16 protein-coding genes are annotated in these 15,688 nt (G+C 37.1%); 8 read left to right on the forward strand and 8 right to left on the reverse strand.

Going from position 1 to position 15,688, the window contains the following annotated elements:
* Positions 1 to 6 precede the first annotated feature (6 nt).
* The gene (locus ABYK18_RS09525) at positions 7 to 984 is read right to left on the reverse strand and encodes a hypothetical protein (RefSeq protein ID WP_373036440.1); all 978 of its coding nucleotides are present in this window, start codon (positions 982 to 984) and stop codon (positions 7 to 9) included.
* 62 nt (positions 985 to 1,046) lie between these two features.
* Here ABYK18_RS09525 and ABYK18_RS09530 point away from each other — a divergent pair, with 62 nt between their 5' ends.
* Complete coding sequence (locus ABYK18_RS09530; protein WP_373036441.1) at positions 1,047 to 1,496, forward strand: phosphoribosyltransferase; 450 nt, start codon at positions 1,047 to 1,049, stop codon at positions 1,494 to 1,496.
* On the opposite strand, the gene ABYK18_RS09535 is transcribed toward ABYK18_RS09530, so the two are convergent.
* On the reverse strand, positions 1,497 to 1,823 hold the full coding sequence (locus ABYK18_RS09535) for a cytochrome C (protein WP_373036442.1): 327 nt from the start codon (positions 1,821 to 1,823) through the stop codon (positions 1,497 to 1,499).
* A 26-nt stretch (positions 1,824 to 1,849) separates the two neighbouring features.
* Positions 1,850 to 2,602, reverse strand: coding sequence for a TerB family tellurite resistance protein (locus tag ABYK18_RS09540; RefSeq protein WP_373036443.1), 753 nt, complete (start codon positions 2,600 to 2,602; stop codon positions 1,850 to 1,852).
* A gap of 65 nt (positions 2,603 to 2,667) precedes the next feature.
* Between ABYK18_RS09540 and ABYK18_RS09545 the strand changes: the two genes are divergently transcribed.
* The 7 genes from ABYK18_RS09545 (at position 2,668) to recG (ending at position 9,559) form a co-directional block, all read left to right on the forward strand.
* Entirely contained in the window at positions 2,668 to 3,555 is an 888-nt protein-coding gene (locus ABYK18_RS09545) for a DMT family transporter (protein ID WP_373036444.1), read from the forward strand.
* A gap of 101 nt (positions 3,556 to 3,656) precedes the next feature.
* Positions 3,657 to 4,448, forward strand: coding sequence for a 3-deoxy-8-phosphooctulonate synthase (gene kdsA / locus ABYK18_RS09550; protein WP_373036445.1), 792 nt, complete (start codon positions 3,657 to 3,659; stop codon positions 4,446 to 4,448).
* A gap of 9 nt (positions 4,449 to 4,457) precedes the next feature.
* Positions 4,458 to 4,922 (forward strand): 6,7-dimethyl-8-ribityllumazine synthase, encoded by a 465-nt coding sequence (ribE, locus tag ABYK18_RS09555; protein ID WP_373036446.1) that lies wholly within the window; start codon positions 4,458 to 4,460, stop codon positions 4,920 to 4,922.
* Entirely contained in the window at positions 4,922 to 5,320 is a 399-nt protein-coding gene (gene nusB / locus ABYK18_RS09560; protein ID WP_373036447.1) for a transcription antitermination factor NusB, read from the forward strand. The genes ribE and nusB overlap by 1 nt, the downstream gene beginning before the upstream one ends.
* 2 nt (positions 5,321 to 5,322) lie before the next feature.
* Positions 5,323 to 6,372: a dehypoxanthine futalosine cyclase gene (locus ABYK18_RS09565; RefSeq protein WP_373036448.1), complete on the forward strand. Its 1,050-nt coding sequence runs from the start codon at positions 5,323 to 5,325 to the stop codon at positions 6,370 to 6,372.
* Positions 6,373 to 6,455: 83 nt separating this feature from the next.
* Positions 6,456 to 7,694 carry a M16 family metallopeptidase gene (locus ABYK18_RS09570; RefSeq protein ID WP_373036449.1) on the forward strand — a complete coding sequence of 413 codons (1,239 nt, stop codon included), beginning with the start codon at positions 6,456 to 6,458 and terminating at the stop codon, positions 7,692 to 7,694.
* Positions 7,695 to 7,765: 71 nt separating this feature from the next.
* Positions 7,766 to 9,559: an ATP-dependent DNA helicase RecG gene (gene recG / locus ABYK18_RS09575; protein ID WP_373036450.1), complete on the forward strand. Its 1,794-nt coding sequence runs from the start codon at positions 7,766 to 7,768 to the stop codon at positions 9,557 to 9,559.
* Between the two features lie 84 nt (positions 9,560 to 9,643).
* Here the strand turns inward: recG and hpf are convergent, their stop codons facing one another.
* From hpf to ABYK18_RS09600, 5 genes are read right to left on the reverse strand one after another with little or no spacing between them, the layout of a single operon-like run.
* Positions 9,644 to 10,177, reverse strand: a complete 534-nt coding sequence (gene hpf, locus ABYK18_RS09580) for a ribosome hibernation-promoting factor, HPF/YfiA family (RefSeq protein WP_373036451.1) — start codon at positions 10,175 to 10,177, stop codon at positions 9,644 to 9,646.
* 57 nt (positions 10,178 to 10,234) lie between these two features.
* Positions 10,235 to 10,684 (reverse strand): hypothetical protein, encoded by a 450-nt coding sequence (locus ABYK18_RS09585; RefSeq protein WP_373036452.1) that lies wholly within the window; start codon positions 10,682 to 10,684, stop codon positions 10,235 to 10,237.
* A complete protein-coding gene (locus tag ABYK18_RS09590; RefSeq protein ID WP_373036453.1) occupies positions 10,660 to 11,544 on the reverse strand; it encodes a type II secretion system protein in 885 nt (294 codons plus the stop codon). Before ABYK18_RS09590 ends, ABYK18_RS09585 begins: the two co-directional genes overlap by 25 nt.
* Positions 11,544 to 12,158, reverse strand: coding sequence for a type II secretion system protein (locus tag ABYK18_RS09595; RefSeq protein ID WP_373036454.1), 615 nt, complete (start codon positions 12,156 to 12,158; stop codon positions 11,544 to 11,546). Before ABYK18_RS09595 ends, ABYK18_RS09590 begins: the two co-directional genes overlap by 1 nt.
* Positions 12,152 to 15,679: a putative Ig domain-containing protein gene (locus ABYK18_RS09600; RefSeq protein ID WP_373036455.1), complete on the reverse strand. Its 3,528-nt coding sequence runs from the start codon at positions 15,677 to 15,679 to the stop codon at positions 12,152 to 12,154. The genes ABYK18_RS09595 and ABYK18_RS09600 overlap by 7 nt, the downstream gene beginning before the upstream one ends.
* Between the last annotated feature and the right edge of the window lie 9 nt (positions 15,680 to 15,688).

Genomic DNA, 15,688 nt, shown 5'->3' on the forward strand with positions numbered 1-15,688 from the left:
AGTGTTTTATTTACTTTGTATACCGATGAAATTAAATATTCCTAAGTGTTTTATTTTCGTGTTAATATGCCCGAGTGTTTGGATTTTTGCATCTTTGTGATTCTTTCTTGATTTGCCGATAAAGGTGTGTTGTTTAAAAAGAATTTTATTTTTATCGGCATCAAAAGTTGTAAATTTGACTAAGTTTTTGCTTACATTGAAAGTGTACTCTTGTCCGTTATCTGTTTGTGAAGTTATAAGCAGTTTTAGAGTGTTCTTATCTTTATTTTTATTAGAAATACTCAAGCCTTCTTTTTCAAGAGCATCTCTAATAGCTTTAGAATATATTCTTGAATTTAGGTCACTAAGTACATAAAAGTTTACTTTAGATTTTAGAGCGTAGTATTCATCTGCTAGTTCTCTTAATATTCTGAAATTATTATTTGAATTATATGTTGGGACTGTTATTTGTGCAAATGCCGTTCTTGATGCAAGATAAGCGTATTGAGACATTAAAGTTTTGAGATAAACATAACGCTCAATCGCTATACTTTCTTTGTTATTATCGTATTTTTCTTTTAAACTTTTGATTTTACTATCTAAGTCAGGTTGAATTTTTTTAAAAAGTTCTTCTCTTGGAATAGATACAAGGATAAGCGTTTGGGAATTAAATAGTGCTTGTTTCTTTACTTTTACATTTCTCATGGAGAAGGTATTGCATAGATGTGCTGTAGTACTCATAACCTCTTGGAACATTTTAGTGTCATGAGAAAGTTTATTGTTTTGAGAATTCAATGAAGATTCAATATCTTTGTTTATATTTTGTCTTAAAGTATTTATAGCAATGTTTTTTGCCTTGTGTTCATTGCTTGCAGCTGCAACGGCATAAAAATTTTTAAAATCTTTTGGCGGATTGGTGTACCAGCCTGGAGTTTGTTCGGGCTTTGGAGCAGAACAACCGGCAAAAATTGCGATTATGATAACAAGTAAGAGATTTTTATACATTTATTAATCCTGATTTTTACAAGATTTTATCAAAATAGTTTTAAAATGAGTATAATTTCATTATGAAATATTACTCCTACGAAGATTTTAGAATCGATACAAAAAAACTACTGTTAAATGTAAAAGAATTTAACCCGGAAGTTATAGTCGGTATTGCAAGGGGTGGACTTACTCTTGCTCATGTTTTGGCAGAGGGCTTGGATATACGTGAAGTTCAGACCTTGAGAACAGAACTTTATGATAACACTCAAAAAAGAGATGCTATTAGCATCTTCGGTGATTGCAGTTTTAGAGATATATCAAGGGTTTTGGTTGTTGATGATATCTCTGACAGCGGAGATACTCTAAAAGCAGTTATGCCTCATCTCGCATCTAAGCATGAAAACATTGAGTTTAAATCATCCACACTTTTTTATAAAAAAACATCCGTTTATGAACCTGATTTTTGGATAAATGAGGCAGATGATTGGATTGATTTTTTTTGGGAGAGAGACTTTAAAACTTTATCTTAGCTATTTATGCCCTTTATGTTCTTTGTCAAAATCAGTCTCATAAATATAAGCAGAAATCTCTTCTAAAGATTCCATATCATAATGTAAATATGGCATTAATTCATATTTTTTGATGTCTCCAAGCATTATAGAAGTCTTTTCGTTTGGGTTTTTTACCCATCTTGACATATATGCTACAAAATCCTCTTTCTTTGGAAATGCTCTTAGGTAGTTTTCTTTTACTCTCATCATCGACGGTGCTGAGACATCTTTAGTCTCAAAATGACATGTCACACAGTTGCCATGAAATAGCATCGAGCCGTACTCATTAGCAACAATATTTGTCACAAGAACAAGTATAAATATAAACTTTTTTATTGCTTAGCCTTTTTAATCATCTCATAGGCTTGGTTTATCTCTTGAGTTTTTGCTGTTGCTTCTTGCATATATGATTCATCTTTCCCTTGAGATTTAATGATGTCGGGATGATATTGACGAATTAGTTTTCTATATGCTTTTTTTATTGTGCTGATATCGTCACTTTCACTAACACCCAAAAGTCTGTAAGCATCCGAGATGTTTGCTTTTGGTTGTACGTTTTTCATCATCTTTTCAAACTGATCAAAGATTGCATGGTAAGCATCCGGGTTAAATTCAAAAGATGAAGCAATCGTTTGAAGAACTATTTCTTCACTCTGTGAGACTTCTCCGTCAACGAATGCCAGTTGAATTAAAAAGCCCATAAACTGCTGTTGCTTTGCTCTGTCTCTCTTTATAGCAGATCCGAGTTTGTACGCAACATCTTGGATGTTATCGGTTCTGTTTTTTTCTTCATCAAAGATTTGTTTTAAGATGTCTTTAGTTTTTTGAGGCTCTGGAAATACGTTTGAGATGTCATCAAACATGATGCTTATAAGCTGAGCTTCAAGTGCATCTACTCTGCCATCAGCCTTAGCAACCTTTGCAACAAGTGCAACAAAAAGACCTAAGTCACTCTTTTGAAGTGAGTCTTTTGAAACAGAAAAGTTCTTAAAAGCCTCTTGAGAGTAAGTCGTATATCTGGAATAGCTCTGAAATATCCAGTAAAAAAATCCGCCAACAATAAGTAGTAATAATAAATTTCCCATAATTATCCTTAATTAATCGTATAATTATACGAAATAGAAGTTAATAGCTTGCTATAATTGCATTTATGGATAAAATTAAAAATTTAAACAACGGTGTGAAGTATATGCTTATAGCATCGTTTAGTTTCGCGATTATGGGTGCTTTTGTAAAGTTGGCATCTGAGCATATGTCATCACTTGAAGTAGTATTTTTTAGAAATCTTTTTGGTGTCGTACTAATCGGTTACACTGTATACAAAACTCCTATGATGCACAAAGGCGGAAAACCTTTCTTACTTTTTTTCCGTGGTCTTATGGGCTTTAGCGCACTTCTTGCTTATTTTTACAATATTGCCAATATACCTTTGGGAGATGCTGTGACATTCTCTAAAACTGCTCCTATTTTTACAGCTATCTTTGCTTGGGCCTTTTTAAAAGAAAAGCTTTCATTATCGGCTTGGCTAGCGGTATTTATAGGTTTTGGCGGAATCGTACTTATCACTCAGCCAAGTGCGATAGGATTTACAAAATATGACTTGCTCGGAATATTCAGCGGAGTCGGTGCGGCACTGGCTTACACTTCGGTCAGAGAGCTCAGAAGTTACTATGACACAAGAGCGATAGTTCTCTCCTTTACATTAGTCGGGACTATCGGACCTCTATTTCTGTTTGTCTTATCTGAGTATATTCAGGTTTCATCACTTGACTTTATGTTAGGTGAGTTTGTGATGCCAAAAGGAGTGGTTTGGCTTTATGTAATAGGTCTCGGTCTTTTGGGAACTCTTTCACAATACTATATGACAAAAGCTTACGGTGAGACAAAAGCGGGGATAGTCGGAGCGGTTAGTTATACAAACATTGTATTTGCTATTTTAGTCGGTCTTTTTTTAGGTGATTCTCTTCCTAATCTGATAACTGCATCCGGAATAGTTTTAATCGTAATAGCGGGTATCATGGTGGCTAGACAAAAGTAAATTTATTTTAATACCATTATGATATAATCTCTCTTTATTTTCACACCCTACTGAGGCTTCAGCCGCGGGGGTATCGGCATTTAGTGCCAAAAAGGTAAACAATGGTATTACTTACGGGACCTTGTGTCATTGAGAGTGAAGAAAACATATTTAAAATTGCTAAAGCTCTAGAGCCGTATCATCAAGATGAGTCTATAGATTTTTATTTTAAAGCAAGTTTTGACAAAGCAAACAGAACATCTTTAGAAAGTTTTCGCGGACTCGGTATGCAAGAGGGTCTTAGAATCCTTCAAAAAGTAAAAGATGATTTCGGATATAAGATTGTGACAGACGTTCACGAATCGATTCAAGTACCGACTGTCGCAGAAGTGGCAGATATGTTACAGATTCCTGCATTTTTATGTCGCCAGACAGATTTGTTAGTCGCCTGTGCAAAAACAGATGCTAAGATAAATATCAAAAAAGGTCAGTTTCTAAGCGGAGATGCTATGCTTTATCCGGTATTAAAAGTTCTTCAAACCAGAGGATGCAAAGAAGCTTCGTATGAAAATGCCCTAAAACACGGAGTATATCTTTGTGAGAGAGGAAACTCTTTTGGTTATGGCAACATGGTGGTAGATATGAGAAACTTGGTCACTATGAGAAATTTTGCACCTGTTATCTTTGATGCGACCCACTCTGTTCAGATGCCAACAGCTGCAAACGGTAAAACTGGCGGAGACTCTTCTATGGTTCCTTACCTTGCAAAAGGTGCAGCAGCAGTAGGTGTAGACGGTTTCTTTATGGAGACACATTTTGACCCAAGTGTAGCACTGAGTGACGGGCCAAATATGATAAAACTGGATGAGCTCGATGCTCTGATAACAAAAATTAAAAAAATTCAAGAAATATAAGGAAGATAGATGAAGTTAGTTGAAGGTAAATTAAAAGTAGTTAACGGCAAAAAAATTGCGATAGTAAGTACAAGATGGAATCACTTTATAGTTGATAGATTAGTTGAGGGTGCTGAAGATGCATTTAAACGTCACGGCGGTAATGATGATGAGCTTACACATGTTCTGATTCCTGGAGCATTTGAACTTCCAATGGTTGTTGACCAACTTTTGGCATCTGGCAAATACGATGCAATTTGTGCTTTGGGTGCAGTTATCCGTGGAGCGACTCCTCACTTTGATTATGTTTCTGCAGAAGCAACAAAAGGAATAGCAACAATGAGTCTTAAGTACCAAAAACCTGTTTCATTCGGTCTTTTAACAACTGACACTATCGAGCAAGCTATCGAGAGAGCCGGTACAAAAGCAGGAAACAAAGGTTTTGAAGCAATGACTACTGTTATTGAGATGCTAGATCTTTACGAGAACCTGTAATGGCGACTAGACATCACGCCAGAATGGCGGTTGTTAGCCTTCTTTATGCCTATGACTTAGGTAATGGAAATATAGCCGAGCATACAGATGAGATATTAGAAGAGAAAAAGATTCGTAACAAACAAAAAGATTTTGCACTTGGACTTTTTGACGGAGTTATGCAAAACCTAGAAGCTTGTGATAAAGCGATAATAGAACACTTAAAAGAGTGGGATTTTGAGAGACTTGGAAGTATTGAAAGAGCTACTCTTAGACTTGCGACTTATGAGATTCTTTTTGGTGAGCTTGATTCCGCTGTTGTTATAAATGAAGCTGTTGAGATAACAAAAGCTTTTGGAACTGAGCAGTCTCCTAAATTTATCAACGGTGTTTTGGACGCAATTTCAAAAGATAAGTAAAAATGAAAAGATTAACTAAGCAAGAGGCACTGGACTTAATAAAAAATGCTGACTTAAAAGAACTGGGACGCATGGCGTCAGCTCGTAAAAAAGAGCTTCATCCAAAAGGTATAACTACTTTTGTCGTGGACAGAAATATCAACTATACAAACATTTGTTGGGTTGATTGTAAGTTTTGTGCTTTTTACAGACATGAAAAAGATGCAGATGCTTACGTTCTTACATTTGATGAGATAGATGCAAAGATAGATGAACTGCTGGAAATCGGCGGAACTCAGATACTCTTTCAAGGCGGAGTTCATCCGAAGCTCAAAATTGAGTGGTATGAAGATTTGGTTGAACATATCCACACTAAATATCCTGAGATTACGATACATGGATTTTCATCTATTGAGATAGATTTTATAGCTAAAGTATCTCGCATCAGTGTTGAAGAGGTCTTAGAAAGACTAAAAGCCAAGGGTCTTGCATCTATCCCAGGGGCAGGGGCTGAGATACTTAGCGATAAAGTTCGTGATATTATCGCACCTAAGAAGATTGACTCTGAAGTTTGGATAGATATTCACAGAAAAGCCCACAAACTTGGGATTATGTCAACTGCTACAATGATGTACGGAACTGTTGAGAGTGATGAAGATATAATTGAGCATTTTGATATGATTAGAAATCTTCAAGATGAGACAGGCGGTTTCCGTGCTTTTATCATGTGGAGTTTTCAAGGGCAAAACACTGAGCTTTTACGCCTAATCCCAGATATGGACAAGCCTTCTTCAAACAGATATCTGAGACTTTTGGCAGTTGCAAGACTCTATCTTGACAATGTACCTAATATTCAGAGTTCGTGGGTTACGCAAGGCGCTTACATAGGTCAGATGGCTCTTAGATTCGGAGCCAATGATTTAGGTTCGACTATGATGGAAGAAAATGTAGTAAGTTCTGCCGGGGCAGCTTACTCGATGGCAAAAGAAGAGATGGTGACTCTTATTAAAGATATTGGTGAGATACCGGCAGTTAGAAATACGGCATATGAGACTTTAGAGAAATTTGCTTAAGCAAAATTCGCCTTTAGTAACAGGAGAATATAACAGCAATGATGAGACTTTTACTAACTTTATTGATTACAGGACAAATTATAATGGCAACAACTATAGAATATATTGAGACAAACGGGTTGAAAGTGCCTGTGATTTTTGAAGAAGATAAAAGACTTCCTCTTGTAACTATGCAGTTTGTTTTTCAAAACAGCGGCAGCATTACAGATACAACAAAAGCGGGACTTGCAAAGTTCAGTGCGAAGCTAATGGGAGAGGGAACTAAAAAACTTGGTTCATCTGCCTTTGCCGAGTCTTTGGAAAGTAAAGCTATTCATATATCTTCATCTGCGGGCAAAGAGACTTTTGTTATGGAAGTCGGTTGTTTAAAAGAGGAATTCTCAGAAGCACTAAGAAAGTTCAGCTCTTTACTTAAAGACCCTAACTTTTCTGATGAAGCGATAAGTAAGATCAAAACTACGACTATCGGTGCGCTTAGTTCTAAGGCAAATGATTTTGACTATGTAGCATCTAACGAGCTAAAAGCAGTTCTTTTTAAAGGAACTCCGCTTGCAAATCCGGCATCTGGAACAATAGAGAGTGTAAAAAGCATAGAACTTAACGATGTCCAAGCTTTTGTAAAAGAGCATCTGGTAAGTTCAAGACTGATAGTCGTAGTCGGTGGTGATATAGATGTTAATAAAGCAAAGGATGAGATAACAAAAATCATCAAGACTATGCCTAAAGGTAAGATGACTTCTCTACCTTATTATGATGTCAATCAGAAAGTCTCAGAGAGCATTTTAAAAAGAGATACTAAACAAGCATATGTATATTTTGGTTCTCCTTATAATATCAAATATAATTCTGATGATTACTACAAGGCAAGAGTTGCTACTTTCATCTTGGGAACAGGCGGATTCGGTTCACGTCTTATGGAAGAGATTAGAGTTAAAAAAGGTTTGGCTTATTCTGCGTATGCAAGAGTAAGTGTCAGTAAATCGAGCAGCCATATGACCGGTTATCTTCAGACAAAACTGGATTCACTCGGGGAAGCACAAAAGACTGTTGTAGAAGTTGTTGCAGAATTTGTAGAAAACGGTGTGACAAAAGATGAGTTACAACAGACCAAAAAATTTCTGCTTGGGAGTGAACCTTTAAGAGTTGAGACAATGAGCCAGAGACTAAACAGAACTTTTATGGAGTTTTATAAAGGTCAGGAACTCGGTCATTCTGTAAAAGAGTTAGAGCTGATAAAAGAGCTGAAACTAAAAGATCTAAATGAGTTCATCAAAAGTCACAGAGAGATTTTAGAGATGAGTTTTGCGATAGTTACTAAGTAATTATTGCAATCTGCAATATTTTTATATGAGGTTTTCAAAAAGAGGTAGTATTAGTAACTCAAGGAAATGAAATGGACCTCACTAAAGATATGCAAGAAAAGTTTAAAAAGCTAGGTATTAATTCTTGGTGTGAACTTGCTTTAAATATTCCGCACTCTTACGAAGACCTCACTCTTCACAGTTCAATCCAAATGGGTAAACCACAATTAATAGATGCTACAGTTGAATCTGTTTTTCGCGCTCCAAATACAATCCAAATAACTTTTTATGCACATAATCTGGGTCATACAATCAGCGGAGTTTTATTTCGTCCAAAGCCGTATATGATGCATCAGTTTAAAGTCGGAGAAAGAGATTACTTTTACGGTGTCATAGATTGTAAAATCGGCAACTGCAGTATGAGTATGCCGAGAAAAACCACAAACGTAGGCGCTATCACTCCCAAGTACAAATCAGCCTTGAGGACTGACGTGATGCATCGCCTGATACAAAACAACCTTACACTGCAAAACTTGCTCTCAGAAGGCTTAAAAGAGGAAATAGCGGAGAAGGTTTTAAAGCTTCATTTTCCAAGTGAGCATCTGATAAATCTAAAAGAGCTAGATGCTAAAACAATAGATGCTCTTAAGTACCTGGAACTCTTTAGTTATATGAAACAACTCTCAGGAAAAAGAAGATATTTTGAGTCTATGGTGAAGGTAGATGCCAATTATAAAACTTGGGCAGATTCGCTGCCTTTTGAACTGACAGATGAGCAGTTAAAAGCTATAGAAGATATAAAAAGTGATTTTAACAAAGACGTAGCATCCAGGCGTATGATAGTCGGTGATGTAGGAAGCGGTAAGACTATGGTTATTTTAGCATCTGCTTTTATGATGTTGCCTCACCGCTCAATTTTAATGGCTCCGACTACAATACTGGCAAACCAGCTTTTTGAAGAGGCACAAAAGTTTTTGCCGGGTGCCAAGTCTGTGTTAGTAACAAATAAGTCTAAGAATATTGATTTACAAGAGTTTGATTTTATCATAGGGACTCATGCACTTTTATATAGAGAACTCCCGGATGCAGGACTTGTTATGGTTGATGAGCAACACAGGTTTGGAACAGCACAGAGAAATATGCTTGATAAACTTGTAAGCAGCGGTAAAAAAAAGCCGCATTTTTTGCAGTTTTCCGCAACTCCGATTCCAAGAACACAGGCAATGATAGAAACGGCTCATATAGATGTCTCTCTTATCACGTCTACGCCATTTTCAAAAGATATTTATTCCAAGGTCATACACAAGAGTGATTTTAAAGAGTTGTTAGCGCATATAGAATCTGAGATAAGTAAAAATAACCAAGTTCTTTTAGTTTATCCTTTGGTTGAGCAGAGCGAAGTTTTGGAATACCAGAGTATTGATGAGGCTAGAGGATACTGGGAGAAAAAATTTGAGAATGTCTATGTGACCCATGGAAAGGATAAACAAAAAGAAGATGTGCTTTTAGAATTTCGTGAAAAGGGAAATATTCTTATTGCCACAACAGTTGTAGAAGTCGGCATCTCTCTTCCTCGTTTAACTACTGTTGTTATCGTAGGAGCTGAGAGGTTGGGGCTTTCCACGCTTCATCAGCTTAGAGGCAGAGTCAGCAGAACGGGACTAAAGGGTTATTGTTATCTCTATACAAATCAAAGTGCATCTGAGAGATTAGACAGATTTGTAGATACTACCAGCGGTTTTGATATTGCAAATTTGGATTTAAAGTTTAGAAAAAGCGGAGATCTGCTTAAAGGTGCTTCGCAGAGTGGAAGTCAGTTTAAATGGGTTGATTTAGCTGAGGATGAAAAAATTGTAAGTGAAGTTAAAAAAGATTTGCTTGTTTAGACTTTAATGAGGCAAGAGCCTCATTTTTAGTGGCCTCAGCGGCCTAAGCGGAGTAAAGGGAATTACTTTCCTTTACGGGACTAATTAATAAAGCCCAAATTTTCCATCATTACGTTTGTATAAAACGCGAGTTTTACCTTCATTGTCTAAAAAGATTTCAAACATTTTACCGCCATCTTTGAGGTCGTTTAAAACATCTTCAACTTCACGAGGTTTGTAAAGTTCTAGTTCAACAGGAACGATTTCGTCTTCGTTAGCTTCAGCTTCTTCTTTGATATTTACATTTTCAGCCTTAACTTCATTAAGACCTACTTTACGGTGTCCAACATCTTTATCGTGCATACGGCGTAAAGCTTTTTGAGCTCTGGCAATAGCTAAATCAATAGCAGCGTATAAATCGCCGTCATTTTGTTTGATGATTACAGAGTTTTTGTGAGCAAGGTTGATAACAAACTCAACAACAGAGTGCTCTTTACCTTTTTTTGTTTGAGTAGAAGCTATAACATTTACAGAAATAATATCCATATTGTATTTAGTCAATGTTTCAATAGATGTATTCATATGAGCTTTGATAGGCTCAGTCAGTTCTAAATGTCTTCCCGTAAGAGAAATATTCATTTATGGTCCTTTTAATATTTTAATTTTGAGATTATATCATTAAAAGGTTTAGAAAATTTATAATTTTTGGATGCTTCTTCTAAAATAGCGGATTGGTTCGGTTCCCGCGTTTGTTGTAACAGTAATATCCATTAGTACGGAGCCGCTTTGCTCTGGGGTGATTATAGTGAAATAATCTTCGCATCCAGTCACTGTTCCAGTATATACATATTTCATAGTCACATTTGCATTATAGATGCTAGCAGTACCTGAAGAGTCGGGAAAATTAGTATTAAAGTTGTTAGTACAACCATTTTTTGCAATATCTAGCAGGGCTAACTCTGCAGCACTTTTGGAGTACAATATTGCCTGTTCATACAGATAAAGGTCCGTGGTTTTTTTTACAGTTTCTGTAGTCATGCTTAGTGAAAGAGTCATAATTGTGGTTATAATAACTATTACTACTATAGCCATAATCATAGCAAATCCGGATCTGGATTTGCTTAGTAAATAGTTTTTTCTTTGCATAATGAATAATCCTCCACTAAGTCGGTATTTACACACACCTGTATCTTTACAACTGAACCGACAGCTTTAAACCTGAATGTATCTACACCTTGCATTAAAATATCATGTTGACCATCTGTATATGTTTCACCAGCCCATGGTTGATAATCATACCATAGAACTAAATCTCCGTTTACTTGATGTTCTACTGCATAAGCAGTCCAAGCAAGTTGGTAGTATTCGTATACATCAACTCCGCTAAAGTTATTGTCAACGCCAGTACTTCCATTGACAGGAACAAACTCATCAATGGCAGCACCGGCTCTTATGGGGTGCATTACAGAGTTCTGTGTTGTTATAGGATTTCCGTCCCATCCATAGCCGGTATTTACATTATTGTTTGAACCGATAAAATATATAGCAGCATTATTAATACCCGTCCCGCTAGAGTGCGATAATATGCCTATTTGCGTATTTAATGCGGTTGTATTCGTATCTGGCGAATTCAAAAGATCAGCACTTGAAGCGTCTAAGTCAATGATTCCACTCCACAAAGGTAAAGAGTTGCCTCTAAAGCCATCTATATCGCTTGCTACCCATTCAAGTATTCTTGCATTTTCAGCTAAAGTTGAATTTGCTAACGCTTGAAAAGTTGCTGCATCTTGTCTTGCAATAATAGAGTCTTTTACACGAAACTGAAGTCTTGAGGCAATAGTTTCTATGGCTGCAGCACTGTTTGACTGCAAAGTGTTGTTAATATTTGAAAATATAAAGCTATTATATGCTTGAGCTAAAAATTCAACACCAAACTTACCGAGTATTCCCATGATTACTATAACAAAAATCAGTTCAAGCATTGTAAATGCAGCGCGATTTATCACTAGAACCCCCTCTTGAAGTAGTCTATTTCACCAATATTTGCACTTTGCATTTTAAGAACTGTGATTAAGTCACCGTCTGAGTCTGTTACATTAATAGTGATATATTTTATATCACCCGCCTGAGTGATACTAACAGAACTGCTATAATCATTCTTATATCCAGTTGCCTCTGGATTAGGAAGAAGGAAAATAGCATGACTACCGACAGCATTATTTAAATTTACAAAAGTGGAGTCTGAAGCGTTATTGACAGTGCCTGCATTGCTAATAACACATCTCCTATGTAAAGGCTGCTCTATATGCCCAGCTCTTAGCCGGTATCTGCTGCTGGTTGTATTATTATCACAATCTCCGTCTACATCTATAACTCTGGACATATGACTTAGATTATAATCCTGCATCGAGTTTGAATCCCAATACCCTGAAGCTGCGCCCATCAACTCTGCAGAGGCGGCAAAAATAGCTTCTTGAACTATATTGCTCTCCACCCCTTTCGCTGTTACTTGGGTAATCATAGGAAGAGATAGTACACTTATGGCAATAATTACAATTGCAAATATAAGTTCTATCATAGTAAAAGCAAATCTGCCAATTCTGTTTTTTTTGCTTACCACATGCTTCTCCTATTAGTTTTGATTGTAGGTGCATCTCTGGTTGTCGTGTTTGTATCGTGCGCACCGCTCCAGTCACTGCCTATTTTATCGAACTCTACTGGAAATTCATTTCTGATCGCTGTTGGATTATCTTCATTATAAATAAGCCATCTGGAGGCATTGTTATCCATAGTCGTTTTATATGGATAACCAAAACTTTCATCGTATGTAAGAGCAGCAGTTGATGGGTTTGTAGTTCCAGTTGTAACAGCATCTACGACATCAGAAGCCGCACCTGTACCGCCTTTTTGTATAACGGTACCTATATTGCCGTCTCTAGTCGTAATATGTTGAGTGTTTACATACCATCTGATATCATTAGTCCTTGTTGAAGCTGTGCCGTCTTGAAGAAGAGTCTTGTCACAGGTTACACTATTTAGCGCATTGAAGCAGTAGGCCTCAAAGTAAATTTTTGCAGTACCTGTAGGTCCTTCATATCTCTGTCTTGGTGCATGTGTACGACCGTAGTAGTGAGTTACATTGTTGTCGAGTGAACGCACACCCTGTGTAGTTTTAGTCGTTAAATCCGCACTGAAGCTACAGTTGATGTTTGCATTTTGGCAATCAACATTATACGTGATAAAATTGATTTTTTCAGGATTTGCAGGAGTGTTAATTTTTCTATTGAAATTCAGATTCAGTTTTGAGTTGATTGAGCCGAGAGTAGATGCAGTAAAGTTTCCATCACTTAGGCTTATCGGACCGGCTGTATTGTTTAAATCACCGCTGGTTGTCGATACTTTTAGATTATTGGAATCGAGAGTATTAAATCTGTACTGATAAGCAATACCCGTTGTAGCTAGATTTGATTTTGAGATATTTATATCAATTGCTTGGGCATAACAACCCGTAGTAAAGTTAGTAAGATTAGAGTCATTGTATCCACTTGCTCTGATATTGCCGTTCAAGTGAAATGACATATATTCATCTTGTGACATATCTGACATATATACAAAAGAGTTTGTAGATAGCGCAGTGTTGTTTAGACCGACTGAAGAGTTAATATCACTTAAATCAAACTTGTATGGATAGAATGATGTATCGAAATCATTAAATGCGACAGATGTTGTAGGATTCGTGTGGCTGCTACTAATATTACAGCCGATAAATGCAGAAGCTGACCCTGGAGAGTATCCGACCGCCTGTGTAACCGTACTGTCTGCTACGCAGTCCGGAGTTCCCATGAAGTAAGTTCCTGTCTGATAACTTGTACTGTCTACGCTTGTCCAAGTACTGTCCGTTACATTCAGTAGATATTCACCGACTTGGTCAACAGATGTATTTGCATCTACCGAGCCGTCAACGAATGAGAAACCTACGGTTTTATTGCCCTCATCATTACAGCCTGTTAATGCACTGTTCCATTGATACTGTGCTTTATAAGGCGTTGTCTCGGTATAAATACGTGTATAACCAAGAGAAGCATTATCGTCAATATGGCTTGTAGCAGTTAATTCGAGATTATAGTTATATCCTGCTGCAAGTTTGGCAGGGGAAGAGAGCGGTGTTTGAGAAGCCGGATTTGCCTGGTCTTGATCATCTATTTGAATATCAAATGCCTCCGGTCTTATCGCAAAGTTGTCTCTTGAACATGTCAGTGTAGTGGCAAGACCGTAGACACACTCCAAGCACGTTCTAAGTTCTGACGGTGTCATTGTCGATGGAGAACCTGCGTTGTCGCAAAACTGTGCAACAGTGTCTTGGTTGTTTAGATTACCGTCTACATCAGTGACACACTTACCTATCTTTACAGCATCGGAGAAATTGTCTACATTGTATTCAGGATTGCCTGGAGTACCTGCAACGGATAGTGTCAATAACTCATCATCGTTACCCGCAAAATAATAACTTGTACGAAATGCAACATTTTCACGTGCTTCTTTGTAAAAATCAGAAGGTGTGGTTATAATTCCCCTGTCAGTGGAAATCATATCGGCATCTATGGCTGCTTGAATGGCCGCTTTATTAAACGGCATAGTTGTGGTGTTATTATCAAATACCACCCATACTCTCGGTGTAATGGCAGAGAGGGTATTTCCGCATGCCGATTCTATATCTCCGTGACCGACATCCACATCTATTAGCTCAACGGATACAGGTACAGCCGTGATTGATTTGAGCGTATGTTCATCAGGAGCAGGCTCTAATGAGATGATTTTAAAATTACCCTCTCTTTTAACTACTTGAGTCGGCAGGTTATAGTATCTGTTGCTTCCGCCGATATCAAAATCGTAATAATCTGCATGTACCATATTGAATATAGCACTGATAGGGTGGTAACCGCCTCCGCTGTTGGCAGAGCACAACGGTACGTTATCACCCAGAGTAAGCGTGTAGTTGGTGGTTCCGTTTACGCTTAGTGAGAGATCCGCATTTATCGGTGTATTTAAAATAGATATTTTCGGGTCTAACTTATAGTTTACGTAAAAATAATCGCTGCTACTTAAAGTACCAAGCGGAATTTTTTTAATGTATTCGTCCGCAACATCCATACTTGAATCGGCTATGGAAGTATAAATAATTCCGTTTTTTGCCACTTCTGTTGATTCTCTATGGTAAGTTACTTGGGTAGAGTTTATATCCAAAACACTCATATTTAAATCTGTAATGTTAAGACTTGAACGATATCTTATATAGAGATTCATATCCACTGGAATAGATGTGTCATTAGCAACTATATATTTGGCACCGCTTACTAAGTCTGCTGATTCATTACCGTCATTGTTTTCTGTAAAATAGCTTCCCTGTTGGCTGTAAGCGTATTCATAACAAAATCCATAATCAACGGTAAGTGAAAAACTGCCTGCGGCGGAAGAACCATCTGTATCGCTTGCTGTGACATTTAGGTCATATACTCCAAGTGTTGTAGGGGTTCCGCTTAAAACTCCTGAGCTTGTATTAAAGGACAAACCGGCAGGTATGCTTCCTGATATACTGTATGTTACATTATCATCATTTACTTCTGTTACATAATCTGCGATATTTAAACTATAAACTAAATCTTTTATTGCAAACTGATCGGAAATACTACCCATAATCGGCGGCCAGGCTTGAGTGTCATCATTTAATATTGTACCTATCCCTGAATCGTCCGCGATTGAATTAAGACTGGCACTTCCATCATTTTTACGCAGATTGTATATAATAACTATAAATGTTTCATCTGCTTCTGGTGTCGTATCGCCATTAACTGTAACAGATATAGTAGCAGTGTCTGTGGAGGCGTCAAAATTAGTTGTTCCAGTAGCAGCAATGTAGTCGCTGTCAGCGGTAGTTGCAGTAGCATCATATATAATATAATCAATAGATTCATCACTAGGGGTGTTGTCAGTTCCTGTAATAGTAAATGTGAAAGTCGTAGTACCGGAGTTGCCTTCACTGATGTTGACGTCGTTTATAGAAACGGTCTTGTCTCCTGCATTGAGAGGTACCGGCAAAATAAAAAAACTTAAAATAAAAAACAGATAATAAAAAAATTTCATCACAATCCC

Origin of the sequence: Sulfurimonas sp., assembly GCF_041563495.1 — a bacterium.
Lineage (GTDB): Bacteria > Campylobacterota > Campylobacteria > Campylobacterales > Sulfurimonadaceae > Sulfurimonas.